The following is a 21,128-nucleotide window of genomic DNA, read 5'->3' as shown; positions in this document are numbered from 1 at the left end:
AACCCCATAGTGGTCATTATCGTGATCGAATAAGTCATGATCGTTAGTCAAGCTGGGCGGCTGCCCAGCGAGTGCGTGTGGCGATCAGAATTTCAGCGAGCCCTGCATATAGAAGGTGCGGGGCTGACCGGCATAAATCCCTTTGTTGTTGTCATCGCTGTTCGAGCGTGTGTAGTAATCGTGGTCGAACAGGTTTTTCACACCAAAGGCCAGATTGAGATCGGAGAACTGCGGGCCAAAGTCGTAAGCTGCGCGTGCGCCCCACAGCATAAAGCCGGGGAGTCGTCCGGTGCTGCCATCTGCGCTTTCGGCAACGGTGTTAGCGTTATCGGCGAACTGGCTGGATTGGAACTCGCTGTTCAGGTTGAACGTCCAGTTGCCCGGCTGATAATCGACGCCGAATCCTCCCCGATGTTTTGAAGAGAAGGGCACCTGATTACCGTAGGTATCGCCCGCTTCGCGAATTTCAGCATTCACATAGGCATAGCGCGCATAAACTGACACTGCGTCTAAGCGGGGTGACAACTCGGAGAGATGATAACGAGCCTGTGTTTCCAGCCCAGAATGGCGGGTTTTTCCCCGCGTGGTGACGGTGTTGTTGGTCTGATTGGAGTCATACTGGTTATTGAAGTTAACCAGAAAAACGCCCAATTCTGCCGTCAGCGCGCCGTCGTCGTAGCGGGAACCGACTTCCCAGGTGCGCGCTTTTTCTGGCTCCACTTTGCCGCTTTGAGCAGCCTTGCCAATTCGGCTGTACTGTACGGTGCCGAATGATCCTTCGGTGTTTGCATAAAGATTCCAACTCTCGTTAACGTGGTAGAGCACGTTCAAGGCAGGTAGCGGGGCGTTGTAGCTGACCGCTTCGCCCGTGCCTTTCAGCGTGTTGTCCTGATGAGATTTGATGTGCTCAACGCGCATTCCCGGCGTAATTGTCCAGTTGCCGATATCAACGCGGTCGTCGATGTACCAGGCGTGCGCTTCTGTACCCGCACGGGTTTCGCGGTCGATAGGGCTGCTGGCGCTTGGCAGCGTCTTGCTGGCGGTGCTGGTGAAGTAACGCACCTCATGGGTGGATTCGCTGACATAACGGTAGCCGACGCCCACTTCATGAGCGGAAGATCCGAGGGTAAAACTTTGGCTGTAGCGCGGTTCGATGCCACGTACCCAATATTCACGTGGCGACAGGGTAATGATCGAATTCTGTTCCAGATAGCCACTGCGCAGCGTGCGCGTGTAGAAGCCCTGAATATTGAATTTATGCTGCTGATCCGGCTGGTATTGATAGCCCAGACTGGCAAGCTGACGACGCCCCCAGAAGCGATCGTACGGACGCGTTGACTGCCAGCGGTCCGCATTGTAATCGGCACGCGACAGGCCGCCCGGCATATCGGCGCTGCCATCGTAATATTGCAGCAGGCTGTTAAACGTGTGCACGTCGTTTGGCGCGTAGCGGCTTTTCAGCATCACGTCGTCAATGCGCGTCGCGCTGTGCTCGCGCCAGTCGCTGCCGCGCGTGCCGGAATAGAGCAGCGCTGAACCAAAACCGTTATCCGCCGTGCCGCCAACCAGCAGGTTGTGCGTTTCTTTCGGGTTGTGCTGTGAGGATGTCGGGCTGTGTTGGCCTTCTATGCCAGCGCTCATGCCAAATTCTTTCGGGATCGCCCGGGTGACGAAGTTCACGACGCCGCCGACGCTCTGTGGTCCGTAGCGCACAGCACCGCCGCCGCGCACGACATCAATGGCGTCCATATTGCCAAGTGAGATGGGCGCGAGGGAAAGCTGTGGCTGACCGTAGGGCGCAAACGGCACCGGAATGCCGTCCATCAATACGGTGGAACGGCTGGCAAGGCGCGGGCTGAGACCGCGAATACCAAAATTCATGGCCAGATCGTGGCTGCCCGTGCCGTTATTTTCCGGCGCATACACGCCCGGCATACGGTTTAAGACATCGCGCATCGTGGTGGCACCGGTCTTGGCGAAGTCCTCACGACGGATCACATCGCGTGCGCCAGCGTGTTCAAAGACGTCATTTTCACGCGCTTCCCCCAACCAGTCGCCAACGACCGTCAGCGTTTCTTCCGCTACCGCTGGGATCGGTTCCAGCGTCCAGGCATTGTTGCCCAGCGCCTTCAGTTGCAAACCGCTACCCGCCAGCAGGGCTTTCAGACCGCCGTCAATGGTGTAGTCGCCGTGTAGGCCGTTGCTGCGTTTACCCTGCGTCAGGCTGGCATCGACCGACAGCGTAATCCCGCTGCGGGCGGCATAGTGGTTGAGCGCTTTGTCTAACTCGCCAGCAGCAATATCGTAGCGTGTGGTGGCGGGTGCCGTCGCGGCATGGGTCATCCCTGCCGTGAGACCGACTGTCGACAGCAGACTGAGCTGTATCGCCATGGCTAAAGGGGTTGCTTTACGAAAGGTGCGTAAGCGCGTCATTACATCTCCATCATCATTTTTGTTCTATACACCTAAGTCGAATGAGAGGGAGAAAAAGGACAATCAAGAATGATAATTTTTTTCGTTATCGTTTAGTGTGCGGGAAGGATATTGACCCAATAACGAGTAATATACTGAATTTTAACAGGAAGTGTTTTCTCGATGACCTGTAACACCGTATCGGTATTTTTCAGCGGGAAGGTGCCGCTTAACCGCAGCCTCGCGACCTCTGGGCTACAGCGCAGTACGCCGTGACGATAGCGCGATAGCGTCGCTATCACGTCGCCGAGCGGCTTATTGCTGAAACTGAGAATGCCCTGCGCCCAGTTGCTGTCTTCTTCTTCTGCGGATTGGATTTCACCCAGAGCCCGCGCGCTGAAGCGCAGGCTTTCGCCCTGACGCACGATGCGCTCTTGGGTCGGATCGTCGGCCAGTACGACTTTCACCGCATGGTGTTGCACGCTCAGTAGCGTACTGTCGGCTTCCTGACGGACCGTAAATTCAGTGCCGAGTGCGGTCAGCTTCCCGTGTCGTGTCTGCACGTAGAAAGGGCGGCTGCTGGCATCCTGTCCGGTGGTAATCGCGATTTCGCCGTACCAGAGGTGAATACGCCGCTGCTGTGGATCGAAGCGAACATTGACGGCGCTATCAGTATTCAGAGAAAGCAACGTGCCGTCTTCCAGACGCTGCTGACGGATTGTCCCTTTCGCTGTGGTGTAATCGGCGCGAAGGCCCGTTCCGGTGTCGGAACGCCAAAGCTGCCACCCGCCACCAACGCCCAACAGCAGTAAAAGACCTTTCATCACTCGGCGGCGAGTAAGCTGCGTATCCTGAAGGGCGCGGTGGGCGACGTTGCCAGGTACGATGTTCATCTGGCTGCGCAGATTTTCTACCTGCGACCAAGCCCACTGGTGATCCCGACTGTGCGCATACCACTGCTGCCATTTCTCGGCTTGCTGGGGGCTCACGCGTTCGTCGCTCAGGACCGCATACCAATGTGAGGCGGAGCGCAGAGCCTGACGCTGGGAATCGGTTAGCGGGAGACTCACAGCCCATGCTCCAGACGGAACAGCAGGCAATGCTCCGTGGCTTTGGCAACGTATTTTTTGACGGAGCTAACGGAAACATTCAGCCGTGTTGCGATCTCGCTATAGGCCATGCCATCAAGCTGGGAAAGCAAAAACGCCTGTCGTGCTTTGTGGCTCAGGCCATCGAGCATGAGATCCACCTGCTGGAGCGTCTCAAGCTGCTGTTGCTGGATCTCTGGTGAAGGTGCAAGCGCCTCCGGCAACTGCGCCAGCCTATCCAGATAGGCTTTCTCTAGCGCATTGCGGCGAAAGAGATCGACCATCACGCGTTTGGCAACGGTACATAGAAACGATTTAGGATCGCGGATTGCGGTCAATGACTCGCCGTTCATCACGCGCAGGAAGGTGTCCTGAGCAATATCATCGGCGTCAAAAGAGGATTGGAGCTTGCCCGTTAGCCAGTGCTTCAGCCAGCCGTGATGCGAACCATAGAGTGATTCAAGCGTCAGTTCAGCAGAGGGCGTGGCGTGGTCAGACATCATGGTCGAAAATAGAAACGTGTATCGGCGGTCAATAATAGGACGTTATATTAATATGATAATGGTTATCATTACAATTAAATCACAGGGCGATAGTGATAAGAAAAAAGTGATAGAAAGCAACTGGCTGTTTTTTAAGGTAAATAGGAAAGACAATGATGTTATTACCTTCTTATCCCAGAGAGGCTCTGTCATTCGGCAGTTACCGATGTCTTAAAATCAGAATTATTTGAGATATCGATACATTGTTGTAGGGGGGTTGTGTGCTATGTTGGATTTCTCATCATAATGATGCGTTGCTCCTATGAAAAAAAGCCTGCTAGCCTATTTTCAAAAGCTCTATTTTAAGAAAAGCTTTTTCTTATTATTCTCCAGCCTATTTTTTACTCTGGTGGCGCTTTTTGCGTTAGTGCTTGCGGTTTATTCGGCATTTTCGTTCAGACAGTTTGAACGCGAAGTGGATGATTTTTCTAACGTTACAGTTGAACATGCCGGGAAAATTATTCAGCAGGCCACCTCCGCACTTGATATTTTAGAAAAAAGCTATCCACCTTATTGTGATAACCTGCATCTGGATTTATTGCGTAAAATTGCTTACGACAATGATTATATCCAGGATGTGGTCTATATCGATGGGAATCGGCCTCGCTGTTCTTCGATGATGAACAACATTAATACGATGTTTCTTCCAGCCCCCGATTTTTGTTATAAACATATTTATAACATTTGGTATAAAATTGAAAGTCCGCTGAATAAAAATAAGCCGATGATTTATGTTGGTACCACGCGTCACCTTGTGGTGTTGAATCCTCGCTCATTTCTGGATGTACCCTCCTACAGCTATAATATCCAGTACGCATTACTGGAAAAAAATAAGCTGGACGGCCGTGTTATTCTTTCGGACTCGATGAGTAGTCATATTTATTCCCGTTTGACTTCAGGGGGTAATAACACCGATAGATTTTATATTGACGATAAATATTATGTCCTGAAACCCCTACCGGATAGCGATCTGACTTTAGTGGTTAGAGCGGATAAACCCGCGAAATTTTCATTTTACCTAACGATTTTTTTCTCTGTTTTTCCCATTTTTATGCTCATATCCCTGCTGTTGTCAGAGATTATCACCAGAAAATACTTGGTCATTCAAAGCCCGCGCTATGTTCTCAATCAGGCGCTAAGGCAAAAAGAGTTTGAATTGCATTATCAGCCGATTATTAAACTGGATACCACTCAGGTCGTGGGGTGTGAAGCCCTTATACGCTGGCGTCATTCGGATGGACGCCTGATTACGCCGGATTCTTTTATTCCCATGATTCGTCAGGTTGGGCTAATGAAAGACTTAACGTTTTTTGTTATCGATGAGGCGCTACAAACGGTCAGCGTGCTGAGACATCGTTATCCGGAGATGTTTGTCTCTATCAATCTTGAAGCGGCGGAGTTCGAAGATATTGCCGTTTTCAATTATCTCGTGGAGCAGATTGCCATATACAAACTCGATGGTGCTAATGTTAATGTCGAATTAACCGAATCATCGATGATTGAACCCCAGAAAGCGGCACCGATGGTAGCGCTGTATCAACAAAAAGGCATTGATGTCGCGATTGATGATTTTGGGACTGGCTATTCTGGCCTGTCCTATCTTGAGCGGGTAAAAGCCAATAAGCTTAAAATCGACAAGTCCTTTGTTGGGAATATTCGTGACCATTCACCGACTGATATTGTGTTATCTCATATTGTCAGCATGGCGCACTGCCTTAATTTGCATATTGTTGCCGAAGGGATTGAGACTCCGGCTCAGGAAGCCTATTTGAAAAGCCTTGGCGTCGCTTATGCACAGGGCTGGTTGTATTCCAAAGCGTTAACGCAAGATGCATTGATTACGTTTCTGGCGGCAAAAAGTGAAACCGCATCGGATGAGCCGTAAAGTCACGATAAACACGGCTTCACTATCAAAAATGTGCATAAAAGGGTAAAATATCGAAAATAGGGTAGTTACCGAATGATATTTATTACTTTTTTATTGTGAATTTTTCAGGAGTTTATCATGCAACAGTTACCTCATTGTCCAAAATGCAGTTCTGAATATACTTGGCAAGAAGGCGAGATGCTTAACTGCCCGGAATGTGGAAATGAGTGGTCGCCGGCAGGCGATGCACCAGCGCAGGATGACGGTTTAGTGGTGAAAGATGCCAACGGCAACCTGCTGGCGGATGGCGATACCGTAACGGTCATTAAAGACCTGAAAGTCAAAGGCAGCTCAACGCCGCTGAAAATCGGCACCCGCGTGAAGGGCATTCGTCTGGTGGAAGGCGATCACAATATTGATTGTAAAATCGACGGTTTCGGCCCGATGAAGCTGAAGTCCGAGTTTGTGAAGAAAAACTGATTCGGATGTAATAACGCGCGCGTCAGCCTTCTATTTGAGCGGCGCGCGGCATTTTTTCACCTCTGGCTGGTTTTTTCACATCAGACAATCCTTTACCATAGCCTGTATTGATTTCTTACCTGGCTATACGGATATCTGATGCGTCATTTGGTTCGTTTTCTCCCTCTGCTCGTTTTGCTCTCGGCCTGTAGCAGTCAGCCTTCCCCTCCTCCCGCAGAAGCGCCTTCAGGTAATCCTTTTAAAGGTGGCTTCCTGCTTGAACCCGCACACAATGTCCATCCGCTAGGCGGTGATTTTGCGACTAACCCGGCTACCGCGCGGTTTGTCGATAAAATGGTGCTGGAGCATGGCTTTAACCGCCAGCAACTGCATGATGTGCTCGTGCAGGCGAAAAGTCTGGATTGGGTGATCCGTCTGATGGATAAGCAAGCTCCAGCATCGCGCCCGCCTTCAGGGCCTAACGGATCTTGGAACCGTTATCGCAATCAGTTTATTACGCCAGACAACGTGCAAAACGGCGTGGCGTTCTGGAATCAATATCAGGATGCGCTACAGCGTGCTCAGAACATTTACGGCGTCCCGCCTGAGATCATTGTCGGTATTATTGGCGTGGAAACCCGCTGGGGCCGAGTGATGGGGAAAACGCGCATCATTGATGCGTTGGCCACGCTGGCGTTTGATTACCCGCGACGTGCCGATTACTTTGCGGGCGAGCTGGAAACCTTCCTGCTGATGGCGCGTAAAGAAGGCAACGATCCGCTCAGCCTGCGCGGCTCTTACGCGGGCGCGATGGGCTACGGGCAGTTTATGCCGTCATCCTTCAAGAACTACGCAGTGGATTTCGACGGTAACGGACATACCAACCTGTGGGATCCGGTGGACGCGATTGGCAGCGTAGCCAATTATTTCAACGCGCACGGGTGGGTGAAAGGCGCGCCTGTGGCAGTGCAGGCAAACGGTCAGGCTCCGCTGCTCCCGAACGGTTTCAATACCCGCTACTCGCTCACGGAACTCCAGGCCGCGGGATTAACGCCACAGCATTCTCTGGCGGGATACAGTGAAGCCAGCCTGCTGCGGCTGGACATCGGCACGGGTTACCAATACTGGTACGGACTGCCGAACTTCTACACCATCACGCGCTACAACCACAGCACGCATTACGCGATGGCTGTATGGCAGTTAGGTGAGGCTGTAGGCCGCGCGCGCTAGGGCGCGAGCGATTAAGTTTTCCATTTACAGACGGTCTCTTCGTCATATTTTCAATACAGACGCAGAGACAGTTTCGTGCGCTATAACGCTGCTATTCATAGGCTATACGCATAGGGGGAATCTGTCTCGGAGAAGCCGATACCCCCTATTATGGTCGTGAGTCAGGGCGACGGCAATCGCCCAGTCTGCGACTTACTGAAACTCCACGCGATTTCTGCCTTTTTCCTTGGCCTGATAGAGCGCGGCATCCGCGGCACCGTAGAGCGCATCGAAACGGGTTTTCTGCGGGGCCCAACTGACGCCGAAGCTGGCAGTGACGCGCTGTTGCGGCAGTACGCTGAGTGGCATTCTGTTGAGATCCTGATGCAGGCGGCTGGCGAGTGAAACGGCCTGCATGAGCGTGTGCCCTTCCAACAGGATAGTGAACTCTTCACCGCCGACGCGACCAATGCTGCTGGTGGTATTCAGCACGTTCTGCACGCGCGAGACCAGATCGCAGATCACGGCGTCGCCAGTAGGGTGACCATAGGTATCATTCACCTGCTTGAAGTGATCGATATCCAGTACGATGAGTGCGGCCTGATTGCGCTCCAGCGCGTGGTTGATGCGTTCAATAATCGCACCACGGTTATACACGCTGGTCAGCGGATCGTGGCTGGCTTTGTATTCCAGCTCGACGGCCAACTGATTGAGCTGTGCGTTCAGACGGTTCAGCTCTTTCTCTGCTCGGTCGCTGCGTGAAATCAGGCGGTGCGACTCGCGTACCAGCCGCTGATAGTGGTCGGTTAACGCCAGTAGCGTGTCACGATAGACTTCGGCTGGCCTTTCCTGCTGGTTAGCGATATTGCGCGCGGCGAGCAGAATGTCGTATTCCGGTGTAAACAATTCAATTGTGCTCATGATTATCACTCAACATGGTGCTGTGAAAGGTCAGGGCCGGGAAATCGATGTGAAGCTCTTCACCAAATTCTTCTGCAATGTCGTCGTCTTTGTCGTAATACCAATACAGCGCAATCGAGAGCGTCTGTTCCGCAGCCTGATTAAGCAGATTGAATAAACTGAACAGCATCTTGGTGCTCGAACTGTTGAAGTAAATCAGGGAGACGTGAATTTCGATGCTCGGCAGTGCGTCATCCGTCTGCATCGTTTCGGCGTAGGCCGTCAACGCGTCCAGATACGCCTGAATCTCGGTGAGCAGCGGGCGATAAAACGCCGCGGCGTTCTCAGGGTAAGATTCGCCGGAAAGATAAAGACGGTGTATGTCAAAGTGAAAATCAACCGTCGGGGTACAGGATGTCCCCGAAATATGGAGGTTGCTTAGGGTTGTTATATTTTTCATGTTAAATGATTGCCTTCAGATAAAACGTAGATAGCCCCGTTGATGCATCGGCCAGAAACGTAAACTGGAGTGGCTCACTGGCATCACGCGCAACGGTCAACAGCCCCATATCCGCGCCTTTGCTTGATGACGGGGTTTCATCACGCAGAGAGACTTTGTAGGCGAGGCGGATTTCATCAAGCGTCATGCCGCGCAGCGGTTCAAGACGTCCCCGCAGCGCCTCGACATCGTCGGGGTGTATCGGGTTGGCGCACAGCAGGAAGTATTTCCCATTTTCGTAACCCAGACACACGGAGCCATGACGGACTTCGACGGTGTGATCGAGCGCGGTTAACGGTGCAGCGGAATAGCGGGTAATGTTCTGCACCATTTCGACGAACGTAGAGAACAGTCGGCGACGGATGCCGGCAGGAAGCTGCTTTTTCTCCAACTGTAGCCGCATGGTTTCGGCCAGTGAACTGATGATGTTTTGTGAAAAATAGCCCACGTAATACAGCGTGATGTCATGCTGGTGTGAGGGCGAAAAAAATTCAGTGTATTTGATGTTTGGCATCATTCTGTCTGCCTGATTAAACAAAAGTCGAACAATGTCGGAAGCCCCAAAATGTTAAGTCGTCTCGCCGGGTCTGATCGCCCTGGTAGATCTTGTGTGCCGACAGGAGCTGGTTAGCCAGTTCGCGCATCGGCTGGTGTTGATGGTGCTGGAGGTACTCCTGTAGCCGGCGTTTACCAAACATAATCCGGCGTTCTCCGCCGATTTGATCCGTCAAGCCATCCGTGGTGGTGAAAAACATATCGTTATCATGAAGCGGTAATTCATAGCTCGACCACTGGTAGTCATAAGGCGTTTCGGTGTAGCCGACCCCCATACGATCGCACTGGAGCGGCGTCAGTTGTCCGGTATCGCGTTGCAGCATGAAGGCGGGCATGCGCGCGCCGGAAAACGTCAGCGTGTTGCGCGTCATATCGCAGAACACCAGCATCGCGTCGCAGCCGTCGTTAGAAGTAGAAAGCTGACGTGCTTCGTCACGCTGCCCCAGCGTATCTTTGATATGACGGTTGATCGCCTGTAATAGCTGCGCTGGCAGCATTGGGCCGTGCTGTGTCAGCGCCTGTTCCAGCGCGGAAGAGAAAATTAAGGTCATGAATGCGCCGGGTACGCCGTGCCCAGTACAGTCCGCGACGGCGGCAAGCCAGCCGTTCTGGTAGGTTTTAAAGGCATAGCAGTCGCCGCCGACACAGTCTCGCGGTTCCCAGGCTAGACACCAGTCGGCAAGCGTGCGGGACATCGCCTGCGTTGACGTTGTCAGCATCGCTGTCTGAATCACGCTGGCATATTCGATGCTCTGCATAATTTGCTGATGCTGGCGCAGATGCATATCGGAGACGGCCTTGATCAGATCGATGCCTAACCCGATACCGATATAACGCCCGTTCTCGGTGATCATAAAGCCGTCCGTCAGCGACTTATCACCGGTAATCACGGTTTGATCGGCGACGTCGTTCAACGATGCCAGCGCATCGACAATCAGCGGATTTTTATCCATAAACGCGATGCAGCTCTTTTTGTCGTACAGTTCACGATAAAAAGGCCGAGACATCTGCGAGAGAAAAATATGGCGGTTGATGAGGCCGAAAGGGCGTCCATCCTCCACGACAGGCAGGCTGACCCATTCTTTATTCTTACTGAACAACTGCAATACGGTGGCATTGTCGGTGTCGGGAGAAACGTCCGGCAGAGGAATACAAAGATCTCGCGCCACCGGTGTACCCCGGAGGAGTGGTCGGGCGCAAGGAACGGGCATGGCGATCATGGTTAATCTTTGGGCGGATTTATCTTTAAGTCAAAATACCTGCTCTTGATGACCAAATGATGACAACGCCCGTTTTCGGTAAGGCTATTGCGCGTCCAGTACGTTAGCCATGATCTGATTTTGCCAGTCGAAGTAGGGGTTAAAGGTCAGGCGCACATGGGTTTTGCCATTTTCCACGTATCCCCAGTCGGAATACCACAGCGTGCTGCGGTCCTGACAGGTTTTTAGGTCGTTCAGGGGTTGGCCGTTGGCGCAGATGACGATCGCTCCGGTTTTACCGTATTGCTTATTGTCTGGTGAGAACAGCAGCGACATGTGCGAGAACTGGCTGATGCGCCAGTCGGGCAGCGAGCCTGTGCGCACCAACACGCGTGAGGAATGGATACCGGCAGGGCGATCGCCATACCAGATCAGGCGGCTTCGCGGGTGGGTAAACTGTTTATCGAACGTGTCGACAATGTATGTTGTATCGACGACGGAATCATGTTCCGCCAGCACGATGAGCACCGGTTTGTCATAAGGCTTTTTGGCAAGCTCTGAACGCACACCGCTGCTGGAATAATAATATTGGGCGAAGCCGTTGGTCGGCACGCGCATATAGCGGGTTGCTAACTGTTGTGGATAGCCAGGGCGCGGCGGCATCAGCCAGTCGGTAAACACGGACAGCACGGGTGCCATGAAGGCGTATTTTTCATTGGATTTAATTGCGGGGGAGAACAGCACCAGCCCTTTGATTTCAGGGTGCTGTAAGGCGTATTCCAGTACCAGATTGCCGCCGGTGGAAAAGCCGCCCAGATAAACCTCATCGACCTCTTTGCTGAGGATGGCCGCCTGCTCGGCGACCACCTTGCGCCAGTCATCTACGGTCACGTGCAACAGATCGGAGGGGCGGGTGCCATGACCCGGTAGCAACACGGTTCTGACCAGAAAGCCTTGTTCGACCAATTTTGGGGTGATGTCAGTGAATGAACCGGGTGAATCGCCCAATCCGTGCACTAATAAGATGGCTTTCTGCGGCTGGCCGAGGGGGCGGGTTTCACTGGGCGTATTCCAGCGTAATTCCAACTGCTTATCCGTGGTTTGAAAGGCACGGTGCTCAGCGACCCAGCGTGTGGTGTCTTGCTGGTAACGCTCGAATGACGTTTGCCCTAATGGCGCGATGTCGCGCGAGCTGCTGTTGCATCCCACCATGAAAAGTACGCCGATGAGGGCGAACAGGCCTGCTATCACCCGCTTCCAGACTCCCCACGAACCGAACCGGAATACGCTTATTGTCATTTATGCTCCTTGCCTTTTGGCAATATCAACCCGATCGCTAACGGGGTCATGGTGTTTCGACAACACTATATCTGAAATCATTTCGCATGCAGATTGCTCAACGTGCGGCGCTGTATGGCTTCATGTTATACTTCAGACAACTCTGGCGTTTTTTCTGTCTTTTGGTCAGGCCAATATTGCGGTGGCCGATGTTGAATAAAGGGATGGCGGTATGCGTTTATATCAGCAGATTGGCGACAATCTTCGCGCGGAAATTCTGAAGGGAAACTACCAGATTGGCGACCGCTTGCCTCCCGAGCGTGATATTGCTGAAACCTACAACGTCAGCCGCAGCGTGGTGCGTGAAGCCCTGATCATGCTGGAGCTGGAAAAGCTGATTGAGGTACGTAAAGGCTCTGGCGTTTATGTCATGCAACTGCCGACCGCGCAGGGAAAAGACAGCGTGGTAGACAGCGGCTATGGCCCCTTCGAGCTGATGCAGGCGCGTCAACTGCTGGAAGGTGAAGTGGCTGCGTTTGCCGCGATGCAGGCGACTAAGAGTGACATCGTGAAAATGCGGCAGGCCATTGAACAAGAACGGGCATCGCTTGAGAACGGCAGCGTGGATGAAAGCGCTGATGAACAATTCCATTGCCTGCTGGCGCAGTCTACCCAAAATAGCGTCTTAGCCAATATGGTGTATGAGGTGTGGCAGGCGCGTAAACGCAGCCCAATGTGGCAGGGTATTCACTCTCATACCGATGATTTCAGCTATCAGCGCCAGTGGCTGGACGATCATGAACAAATCCTGCGTGCCGTATCTCGCCGTGATGTGAACATGGCGCGTCAGGCAATGTGGCAGCATCTGGAAAACGTAAAAATTAAACTGCTGGAAATTTCAAACGTGGACGATCCGGCCTTCGACGGCTACCTGTTCGAGTCTTTTCCCTCACGTCTGGAATCCTGATTCCCCTGCGTTTCCCTTCCCGTATGAATTTTCTCTCCGGCATCGTATTGGTGTACGGAGAGAAAAGATATCAGACCAAATAACCCACCCTTGACTCTTTTCCTCACGATTGCAGCCTGAATACGCATGATGTTAGTCCAAAATGCGAATTTTTTGTGTAATTGGTCAATCAATTCGTGAGTTTCGTTTGACAGCCTGTCCCGGTGAGGTAGGCTTTTCCTATTCTCGGCGAAAACTAACAAACTCGACGAAAACTCACTATCTTGACGAAAATAAAAGGGTAACTCGGTATGGAACAAACCTGGCGTTGGTACGGCCCGAACGATCCTGTCTCACTGGATGATGTTCGGCAAGCCGGAGCGACCGGCGTGGTGACGGCGTTGCACCACATCCCCAATGGCGAAATCTGGTCAGTTGAAGAGATTGAAAAGCGCAAAGCCGAATTGAAGGCGAAAGGGCTGGTGTGGTCGGTGGTGGAAAGCGTACCGGTTCATGAAGAGATCAAAACCCAGACGGGGAATTATCAGCAGCATATTGCCAATTACCAGCAATCGCTGCGTAACCTGGCGCAGTGCGGCATTGATACGGTGTGTTATAACTTCATGCCCGTGCTGGACTGGACGCGAACCGATCTGGAATATGTATTGCCGGATGGTTCAAAGGCGCTGCGTTTCGATCATATTGCCTTTGCCGCCTTTGAGCTGCATATCCTTAAGCGTCACGGTGCTGAAAAAGACTACACGGCGGATGAACAGGCACAGGCTGCCGACTACTTCCGTGCAATGAGCGAAGAAGATATCGCGCGCCTGACAGGCAACATTATCGCTGGGCTGCCGGGCTCGGAAGAGGGCTATACGCTGGAGCAGTTCCGCGGCCGTCTGGCGGAATATGATGGTATCGACCATGCGAAACTGCGTGAGCACCTTGGCTATTTCCTCCGTGAGATTGTGCCCGTTGCGGAAGCCGTTGGCCTCCGCCTTGCCATTCATCCGGACGATCCACCGCGTCCGATTCTTGGGCTGCCGCGCGTGATGTCGACGATTGACGACATGCGCTGGTTAAAGCAAACGGTTGATAGCCTTCATAACGGTTTTACCTTCTGTACGGGGTCTTACGGTGTGCGGGCAGATAACGATCTGGTTAGCATGCTGGAAACGTTTGCCGATCGCGTGCATTTCACCCATCTGCGTGCCACCTGTCGCGAGAACAATCCCAATTCCTTCCATGAAGGGGCGCACTTGCAAGGGGATGTGGATATGGTGGCGATCATTAATGCCATTCTGGCGGAAGAATTGCGGCGTCAGAAGGCGGGCGATCGCCGTCCGATCCCAATGCGGCCAGATCACGGGCATCAGATGCTGGACGATCTGAAAAAGAAAACCAACCCCGGCTACTCGGCAATCGGTCGTCTGAAAGGGCTGGCGGAACTACGCGGCGTCGAGCTGGCGCTTAAGCGCACGCTGTTTACTGAATTGCAGCAAGGGTGATGAAATGAAACAGACCGTGCTTAGTAGCACGGTCTGTCGATGACTGATGCGTCAGGACCCCAGAGGAAGTGAGTTACGTGTGAATTCTGCCAGCAGAATTACAGCGGTTTAACGTTTGAACGGCTGACTTTGCAGTTCTTGGTATCCCAGAATTCGTCGTATTTCTCGGACTTACCTTGCCCTTTTTCTACGCCTTTAAACTCTTCACATACAGGGGGTTTACCTTCTTTGTAGCCTTTAATACGCAAATCGCGGATCTCAGCGACATCGCCAAAGTTACGGTTTACGCCAGCGATGCTGTCGATGGTGCCGTTAACGGTTGCGCTGATGATGGTCAGGTTACGTGGGCCACCGTTGTTGGTGCAGTCACCGCAAGAGCGCCACAGTTTGCCGTGTTGGCCAGTCAGGGTGAAGTTGCCCTGTACAATAGTGTGGCTGTTTTTGGCATTCTGCTGCAGCACTTTGTCCGGTTTTCCACCAGGGCCATTGGTGGTGTTATGGGCAACACCGCCGACGATGGTCATGGTTTTGCCGTTGTTGGTTGCTGCATCTTCACAGATGTCTTCCCAAATCACGTTTTCAATACGGCAGTCGCCGCTTGCGCAGTGGATGCCGTCAGAACCGCCTTTTGCCGAAATGCGCAGATTTTTGATGCTGGCATTTTCCAACGTGATAACAGGAGGTTGCTTATCACTGTCACCGCTACAGCTCAGACCCAGAGTAATCCCATCGCAGTCAACAGATTTGTTTTTGATGACTGCGCCGGCCTTACATTCAGAGCTTGCAGCCTTAAGCGGCGCGGCGCGCAATGGTGCTGGTGCCGTTGATGCGGCATTAGATTTCAGGACACTCTTATTGCCGCTAACGGTATCTACCCAATACCAATAGTCTGACTGTGGATTGGCGGTTAAATCGGTAAAAGTTCTGTCTGTGGAATTGAGTTCTGCGATTTTTTCGCTGCCTGCCTGAGCACTACTGGTGCTGCGATACACATCCTGGCGAACAACGTTGCCTGCATCGGTAGACCAGCTTAAATAAGTAGCATTGTCTTTTTTCAGCAGCATCAGCATGGTGTCACTCGCCTGAGCCTGAAAAGAGAAAGCAGCGGTACATAAAAATATCGGTGTTAAATACTTAAACATGTGTTTTTCCTTGTAAATTAAACGGATATTTTTTCTCTTTATTTATTCCAAATAAAGAGGGAGTCCTTGCACATCGAAAAGGATTATATAGCAGGGAATATGAAATGAATAATAATTCGACGAAATTGTTGAGGTTAATCAGATTATTTAATTTAGTCTGTTATTATTTTGTTTTTAATTTTATTTCTCGTTTATTATATTCTATTTAATTATTTCTTTGGAATTAATAAATATTCGGAAGGTTCTTATTAAGAAAATAAGAAAAGTAAAGGGTGTCGCGAGATGAAAATTTTATCACTCGCCTACGGTTGTGCGTGATGGGATTCGGTTTGTTTCCACGTTTCGTTGATGTGCCATTTACTTTATGGTGATCATTTAACCACATGTAAAACTGAATGCTTTTCTTGATAAATTGGGGCGTGAATTCAGATAACAAGTACAGCGCATCGGCGTTTGTTCTGGAAATGCATCAGGGAACGCTGTCAGAACTGACGGGCGACGCGCGTGAAAAGGCCTCGCAGGATGCCGTGGCGCAGAGTAATCGATAACGTAAATCGTTGCGGCAGAATGCCGTGCTGTGAGGTATCACACATCGTTAACGTGAAGTCTGGCAGGCATATATTAATTCGTTGAATTCTGGGGCAGAATAAGCGCCAATGTTGGCTGGCTGCCAACAGAGTTGATATTTTTTACTTACAGATCAGGCACCTGACGTATCTGATCTGCCACTTAACTCAATAAGTTGGTATATGTTATGAAAAGGATGTTTAACGCATTATTCGTTGTTGTTTTTGTTTGTTTTGCGTCTCTGGCAAATGCGGCAGAAAACCTACCTAACATTGTTATTTTGGCAACGGGCGGTACGATTGCCGGTTCCGCTGCGGCCAATACGCAAACCACGGGGTATAAAGCGGGTGCGCTGGGCGTAGAGACGCTGATTCAAGCGGTGCCAGAGCTGAAAACGCTTGCCAATATTTCAGGTGAGCAGGTTGCCAGCATCGGCAGCGAAAATATGACCAGCGATGTTCTGCTGAAGCTGAGCAAGCGCGTGAATGAGCTGCTGGCACGCAGTGATGTTGATGGCGTGGTGATTACGCACGGTACGGATACACTCGACGAATCGCCTTACTTCCTGAACCTGACGGTGAAGAGTGATAAACCGGTGGTCTTCGCCGCCGCGATGCGTCCGGCAACGGCAATCAGTGCCGACGGCCCGATGAACCTGTACGGTGCGGTAAAAGTGGCGGCGGATAAAAATTCTCGCGGTCGCGGTGTGATGGTCGTGCTGAATGACCGTATTGGTTCTGCCCGTTTCATCAGCAAAACCAATGCCTCTACGCTGGATACCTTTAAAGCGCCAGAAGAAGGTTATCTGGGCGTGATTATCGGCGACAAAGTTTATTACCAGACGCGTCTGGATAAAGTTCACACCACACGTTCTGTATTTGATGTGACCAACGTCGATAAACTGCCAGCCGTTGATATTATTTATGGCTATCAGGACGATCCAGAATACATGTATGACGCGGCCATTAAACACGGCGTGAAAGGGATTGTCTATGCAGGCATGGGGGCAGGCTCCGTCTCCAAACGCAGTGATGCAGGCATCCGTAAAGCGCAAAGCAAAGGCGTTGTTGTTGTACGCTCCAGCCGTACCGGCAGCGGCATCGTACCACCAGATGCGGGCCAGCCTGGTTTGGTTGCTGACTCTCTGAACCCTGCTAAATCGCGTATTCTGTTGATGCTGGCGCTGACAAAAACGACCAACCCGGCGGTGATTCAGGATTATTTCCACGCATATTAATCGTCCGATTGGTTTGTCGTGTGATGGCCCCGCCTTTAAACGCGGGGCTTTTTATTTCCTGCCATTCAATTTTTACTTTTAGTTATTCAACTTTTCGTTTCCACTGAGAAGTCACTTCCCTCTCTGTTGATTTTATCGGTATGATTCAGCCCACGACAAAGCAGGTAATCACCCCATTTATCTTTGATACCCGAAATAGTTCGAGTTGCGGGACAGCCGACGTGCGTGCAGCTTGAGGTATGACAGGGCAGGTGAGTAAAGAAGAAGGATACGTCATTACATGACACACCCCATTTTTATGGTCGGTGCCAGAGGCTGTGGGAAGACCACCGTCGGGCATCAACTGGCGCAGGCGTTGGGATATGACTTTGTCGACACCGACCTGTTTATGCAGCAGACCACCAATATGACGGTGGCTGATGTGGTTGCGCAGGAAGGATGGCATGGGTTCCGCCAACGTGAAAGTCTGGCACTTCAGCAGGTGACGTCCAACCGCTGCATCGTCGCGACAGGCGGCGGTATGGTGCTGGCGGAAGCCAATCGGCGCTTTATGCATGACAAAGGTACCGTCATTTACCTCCACGCGGATGCCGAACTGCTGGCACAGCGGCTGGAAGAAAACCCGCAGGATAACCAGCGGCCGACGTTGACTGGTCGCCCTATCGCCGAGGAAATGGCTGATGTACTGGCCGCGCGCGAGGCGCTGTATCGCGGCGTGGCACATCACGTCATTGATGCCTCACAAACGCCAGAAGCGATTGTGGCAAGCGTGTTGAAGGCACTGCGCTTGTCGGCTGCGTAGGAAAGTGACTGGGCACTGGCAAAATAATCACCAGTCAGTGTTACTGAACACCAACTTTCAATGAATAGATCGTGACAGTGGCGCGACTCTCCTTTTAAGATGAATTTCCTGAATTTTTTCGATGATAGGTGCCGCGCTATGCTGAATGTAAACGAGTATTTTGCAGGGAAGGTCAAATCAATCGGTTTTGAAGGCGACAGCATTGGCCGCGCCAGTGTTGGCGTCATGGATGCGGGTGAATACACCTTTGGAACTGGGCAGCCGGAAGAAATGACGGTGATCACCGGAGCATTAAAAGTACTGCTGCCAGGTGCACCGGATTGGCAGGTTTTCACACCGGGAGAAACGTTTTTCGTTCCGGGAAAAAGTGAGTTCAACTTACAGGTGGTCGAGCCGACCTCTTATCTATGTAAGTATCTGTAATTTCTATTCTCTCTCTGTAGAGTAGATCATTCTCGCCGCGTTATGTACGACATAATGCGGCGTTTTTTTACCCTTTCGGCCTTATCGCCTCAGCCCTTCGGGGTCAGCGCAAGTGCTGTTCAAAAACGCCTTGCCGTTTTTGTCCTGAAACTCGAATTATTTGGCGTATACACTGAAAATGGTAATCGCAGCGTTGCCACATAAAATAAACTATAACTGGCTATTTTTAGCATGTTGCTCTGCAACGAAAATGTCATCTATTCTTTGTAACGCTAATCATTAATTCCATATATGAATTATTTTATTTAAAAGGTGCTTATTAATTAATAGTGTAAAAAGATGTGGTACTTATTAGGAATAATCCCAACTTTGTTAAAATACAATAGATTACGGAATTCAGCGATACTTTTATATTATGGCTATTAATAAGTTTTTTATTCTTTTTTTTTATTTATTTTGGTTTATTATATTGAGTTGTTGGTTTTAAATAAATTTAATATCTTTTTTTTATAAAGGTTTGGTTGAGCGTATTAATTATTCCGCTGAGTTTTAAGAGAAATGGCTGTTGTGGAATATGATCACATTCAAGTTTTATTTTGCTATGCCGTTATGGATAGTATAACTGTTCTACGCAAAGAGTATTTTATGCTGAAAACGACCCGATCCCGCATCCTTGCGGCCTGTTCGACCATTGTTGTGCTTTCACTTGTTATCAACACCTTTCTTAATTACACCATCGCCAATAACGCGAACAAGGAATCGATCCAGAATACGCTGAATGCGGTAGCCACTAGCCATAGTATTGCGATTAGCGACTGGGTTGCTTCTAAAACGTTGATGATCTCTGCGTTGCACGACCGTGTTATAACCGATGAGGATCCGATTCCGCTGTTTAAACAGATTGCGGCATCCGGCGGACTCCTGAATGTGTACATGGGTTATGCCAATGGCACGGCCAAATTTGCCGATCCTGGCGGTATCCCCCCTGATTATAACCCTACTGTCCGGCCTTGGTATCAGCAGGCGGTGAAAGAGGGCAAACCGCTGGTCACTGCCCCTTACGTTGATGCGGTGACGAATACGCTGGTGGTTTCTTTCGTTGCTTCCGTGGTGGAAGGTGGAACGGTCAGAGGTGTCGTCGGTAGCGACGTCACGATGGAAAGCGTGATTGAAAACGTCAAAGCGATTAACCCAGCCAAAGATAGCTTCGGTGTTCTCATCGAGCGTAGCGGTCTGATCATTGCTCATCCGGATGAAAAACTGACGCTGAAAAATATCACTGACATTGCTCCTAAGATTGATCTTAACGATATTCTTTCAGCCGATAGCGCCCGCGATGTAGATTTTTCTGGCGTGACAAAGCTCGTGGTGGCAAAACCGATTGCGGGCACGAACTGGTTCATGCTGGTGGCGTTGGATAAAGCTGAAGCGACAGCGGGCATGGATTCTCTGCTGTCTACTTCTGTCATCACGCTAGTTGTTATCGCGCTGCTGGGCACGCTGGTGATTGGTTTCATCATTGCGTCTGCGCTCAAGCGTCTGCTGCAAATTCGCGACGCAATGGATGATATCAGCAACGGTAATAACGATCTGACGCAACGTCTGCCGGACGAAGGGCATGATGAAGTGGCGCAAATTGCCCGCTCGTTTAATATCTTTGTCGACAAGATCAGCCAGGTCATGATGCAGATTCGCGATATCAGCGCATCGCTTCAGGTGGCGGCGGATGAAATCTCGGCGGGGAACAACGATCTCTCTGCGCGTACTGAATCTGCGGCATCGAGCATTCAGCAAACTGCAGCCTCGCTGGAAGAGATTTCTGCAGCGGTCACGCAGTCGGCGGGCTCTGCGCAGCAGGTTAACGCGAAAGCGCTGCTGCTGTCGAAAGATGCCAGTACGGGCGGAAAAGTGGTCTCCGATGTGATTGTCACGATGGAAGAGATCGTAGTCGCATCGGGTAAAATCGGCGATATTATCGGCGTGATCGATGGCATTGCATTCCAGACTAACATTCTGGCACTTAACGCTGCGGTAGAAGCGGCGCGTGCGGGTGAACAGGGCCGTGGTTTCGCCGTGGTTGCTGGTGAAGTTCGCAGTCTGGCACAGCGTAGCGCACAGGCTGCAAAAGAAATTAAAGCGCTGATTGAATCGACGGTCTCCAGTGTGACGTCTGGCTCCGTTCAGGTTCGTCAGGCCAGCGACACGATGAATGAAATTGTCGGCGGCGTCTCTACGGTGAGTTCGGTGATGTCTGAAATTACGCATGCGGCTGATGAGCAAATGCGTGGCATCAACGAGATCAACAAAGCGGTCGCACAGTTGGATTCGATGGTGCAGCAAAACGCCGCGCTGGTACAGGAATCTGCTGCTGCGTCGGGGGCGTTGCAGACACAGGCTGAAGAACTGAACGCCGTTGTCGGGGCATTCCGAGTCTAACGGATTCAGGCACTAAAGAGTATTGCCCGCCTAACATTGGCGGGCAATCACTGACTGCA

At 51.3% G+C, this 21,128-nt stretch carries 19 protein-coding genes; 10 read left to right on the top strand and 9 right to left on the bottom strand.

Annotated elements, in window-relative coordinates; genetic code table 11:
* Positions 1 to 84: 84 nt before the first annotated feature.
* From fecA to fecI, 3 genes are all read right to left on the bottom strand, one after another.
* Positions 85 to 2,433, bottom strand: a complete 2,349-nt coding sequence (fecA, locus tag H0248_RS12860) for a TonB-dependent Fe(3+) dicitrate receptor FecA (protein ID WP_180786213.1) — start codon at positions 2,431 to 2,433, stop codon at positions 85 to 87.
* A 92-nt stretch (positions 2,434 to 2,525) separates the two neighbouring features.
* Positions 2,526 to 3,482, bottom strand: coding sequence for a ferric citrate uptake sigma factor regulator FecR (gene fecR / locus H0248_RS12855; protein ID WP_180786212.1), 957 nt, complete (start codon positions 3,480 to 3,482; stop codon positions 2,526 to 2,528).
* Positions 3,479 to 4,000, bottom strand: a complete 522-nt coding sequence (gene fecI / locus H0248_RS12850; RefSeq protein ID WP_180786226.1) for a ferric citrate uptake sigma factor FecI — start codon at positions 3,998 to 4,000, stop codon at positions 3,479 to 3,481. The genes fecR and fecI overlap by 4 nt, the downstream gene beginning before the upstream one ends.
* Before the next feature lie 304 nt (positions 4,001 to 4,304).
* Here fecI and H0248_RS12845 point away from each other — a divergent pair, with 304 nt between their 5' ends.
* The 3 genes from H0248_RS12845 (at position 4,305) to mltB (ending at position 7,598) form a co-directional block, all read left to right on the top strand.
* Positions 4,305 to 5,927 carry an EAL domain-containing protein gene (locus tag H0248_RS12845; protein ID WP_180786211.1) on the top strand — a complete coding sequence of 541 codons (1,623 nt, stop codon included), beginning with the start codon at positions 4,305 to 4,307 and terminating at the stop codon, positions 5,925 to 5,927.
* A gap of 120 nt (positions 5,928 to 6,047) precedes the next feature.
* The gene (locus tag H0248_RS12840) at positions 6,048 to 6,389 is read left to right on the top strand and encodes a zinc ribbon domain-containing protein YjdM (protein WP_180786210.1); all 342 of its coding nucleotides are present in this window, start codon (positions 6,048 to 6,050) and stop codon (positions 6,387 to 6,389) included.
* A gap of 138 nt (positions 6,390 to 6,527) precedes the next feature.
* Complete coding sequence (mltB, locus tag H0248_RS12835; RefSeq protein WP_180786209.1) at positions 6,528 to 7,598, top strand: lytic murein transglycosylase B; 1,071 nt, start codon at positions 6,528 to 6,530, stop codon at positions 7,596 to 7,598.
* Positions 7,599 to 7,790: 192 nt separating this feature from the next.
* On the opposite strand, the gene H0248_RS12830 is transcribed toward mltB, so the two are convergent.
* The 5 genes from H0248_RS12830 to H0248_RS12810 all read right to left on the bottom strand — a co-directional run bounded on the left by H0248_RS12830 (position 7,791) and on the right by H0248_RS12810 (position 12,029).
* Positions 7,791 to 8,498 carry a GGDEF domain-containing protein gene (locus H0248_RS12830; protein ID WP_039276240.1) on the bottom strand — a complete coding sequence of 236 codons (708 nt, stop codon included), beginning with the start codon at positions 8,496 to 8,498 and terminating at the stop codon, positions 7,791 to 7,793.
* Positions 8,485 to 8,937 carry a DUF1987 domain-containing protein gene (locus H0248_RS12825; RefSeq protein ID WP_180786208.1) on the bottom strand — a complete coding sequence of 151 codons (453 nt, stop codon included), beginning with the start codon at positions 8,935 to 8,937 and terminating at the stop codon, positions 8,485 to 8,487. Before H0248_RS12825 ends, H0248_RS12830 begins: the two co-directional genes overlap by 14 nt.
* A gap of 1 nt (position 8,938) precedes the next feature.
* Entirely contained in the window at positions 8,939 to 9,493 is a 555-nt protein-coding gene (locus H0248_RS12820; protein ID WP_180786207.1) for a SiaB family protein kinase, read from the bottom strand.
* A gap of 13 nt (positions 9,494 to 9,506) precedes the next feature.
* Positions 9,507 to 10,751, bottom strand: coding sequence for a SpoIIE family protein phosphatase (locus tag H0248_RS12815; RefSeq protein WP_039276234.1), 1,245 nt, complete (start codon positions 10,749 to 10,751; stop codon positions 9,507 to 9,509).
* Positions 10,752 to 10,835: 84 nt separating this feature from the next.
* Entirely contained in the window at positions 10,836 to 12,029 is a 1,194-nt protein-coding gene (locus H0248_RS12810; protein WP_180786206.1) for an alpha/beta hydrolase, read from the bottom strand.
* Between the two features lie 211 nt (positions 12,030 to 12,240).
* Here H0248_RS12810 and H0248_RS12805 point away from each other — a divergent pair, with 211 nt between their 5' ends.
* Positions 12,241 to 12,975: an FCD domain-containing protein gene (locus H0248_RS12805; RefSeq protein ID WP_180786205.1), complete on the top strand. Its 735-nt coding sequence runs from the start codon at positions 12,241 to 12,243 to the stop codon at positions 12,973 to 12,975.
* A 290-nt stretch (positions 12,976 to 13,265) separates the two neighbouring features.
* On the top strand, positions 13,266 to 14,462 hold the full coding sequence (gene uxuA, locus H0248_RS12800; RefSeq protein WP_180786204.1) for a mannonate dehydratase: 1,197 nt from the start codon (positions 13,266 to 13,268) through the stop codon (positions 14,460 to 14,462).
* 98 nt (positions 14,463 to 14,560) lie between these two features.
* Here the strand turns inward: uxuA and pelI are convergent, their stop codons facing one another.
* Positions 14,561 to 15,604 (bottom strand): pectate lyase PelI, encoded by a 1,044-nt coding sequence (gene pelI / locus H0248_RS12795; RefSeq protein WP_180786203.1) that lies wholly within the window; start codon positions 15,602 to 15,604, stop codon positions 14,561 to 14,563.
* Positions 15,605 to 15,999: 395 nt separating this feature from the next.
* Here pelI and H0248_RS12790 point away from each other — a divergent pair, with 395 nt between their 5' ends.
* From H0248_RS12790 to H0248_RS12770, 5 genes are all read left to right on the top strand, one after another.
* Complete coding sequence (locus tag H0248_RS12790) at positions 16,000 to 16,152, top strand: hypothetical protein (RefSeq protein WP_180786102.1); 153 nt, start codon at positions 16,000 to 16,002, stop codon at positions 16,150 to 16,152.
* A gap of 206 nt (positions 16,153 to 16,358) precedes the next feature.
* Positions 16,359 to 17,408 (top strand): type II asparaginase, encoded by a 1,050-nt coding sequence (locus tag H0248_RS12785; protein ID WP_374705275.1) that lies wholly within the window; start codon positions 16,359 to 16,361, stop codon positions 17,406 to 17,408.
* A 280-nt stretch (positions 17,409 to 17,688) separates the two neighbouring features.
* Positions 17,689 to 18,210, top strand: a complete 522-nt coding sequence (gene aroL / locus H0248_RS12780; RefSeq protein WP_010298497.1) for a shikimate kinase AroL — start codon at positions 17,689 to 17,691, stop codon at positions 18,208 to 18,210.
* 138 nt (positions 18,211 to 18,348) lie between these two features.
* Positions 18,349 to 18,633 carry a pyrimidine/purine nucleoside phosphorylase gene (ppnP, locus tag H0248_RS12775; RefSeq protein ID WP_005975968.1) on the top strand — a complete coding sequence of 95 codons (285 nt, stop codon included), beginning with the start codon at positions 18,349 to 18,351 and terminating at the stop codon, positions 18,631 to 18,633.
* Positions 18,634 to 19,278: 645 nt separating this feature from the next.
* Complete coding sequence (locus H0248_RS12770; RefSeq protein WP_180786202.1) at positions 19,279 to 21,069, top strand: methyl-accepting chemotaxis protein; 1,791 nt, start codon at positions 19,279 to 19,281, stop codon at positions 21,067 to 21,069.
* Positions 21,070 to 21,128: the final 59 nt, after the last annotated feature.

The sequence above is a fragment of the Pectobacterium brasiliense genome, assembly GCF_013449685.1.
GTDB classification, from domain to species: Bacteria; Pseudomonadota; Gammaproteobacteria; order Enterobacterales; family Enterobacteriaceae; genus Pectobacterium; species Pectobacterium brasiliense_A.
This window is presented reverse-complemented; position numbering and strand designations above follow the sequence as displayed.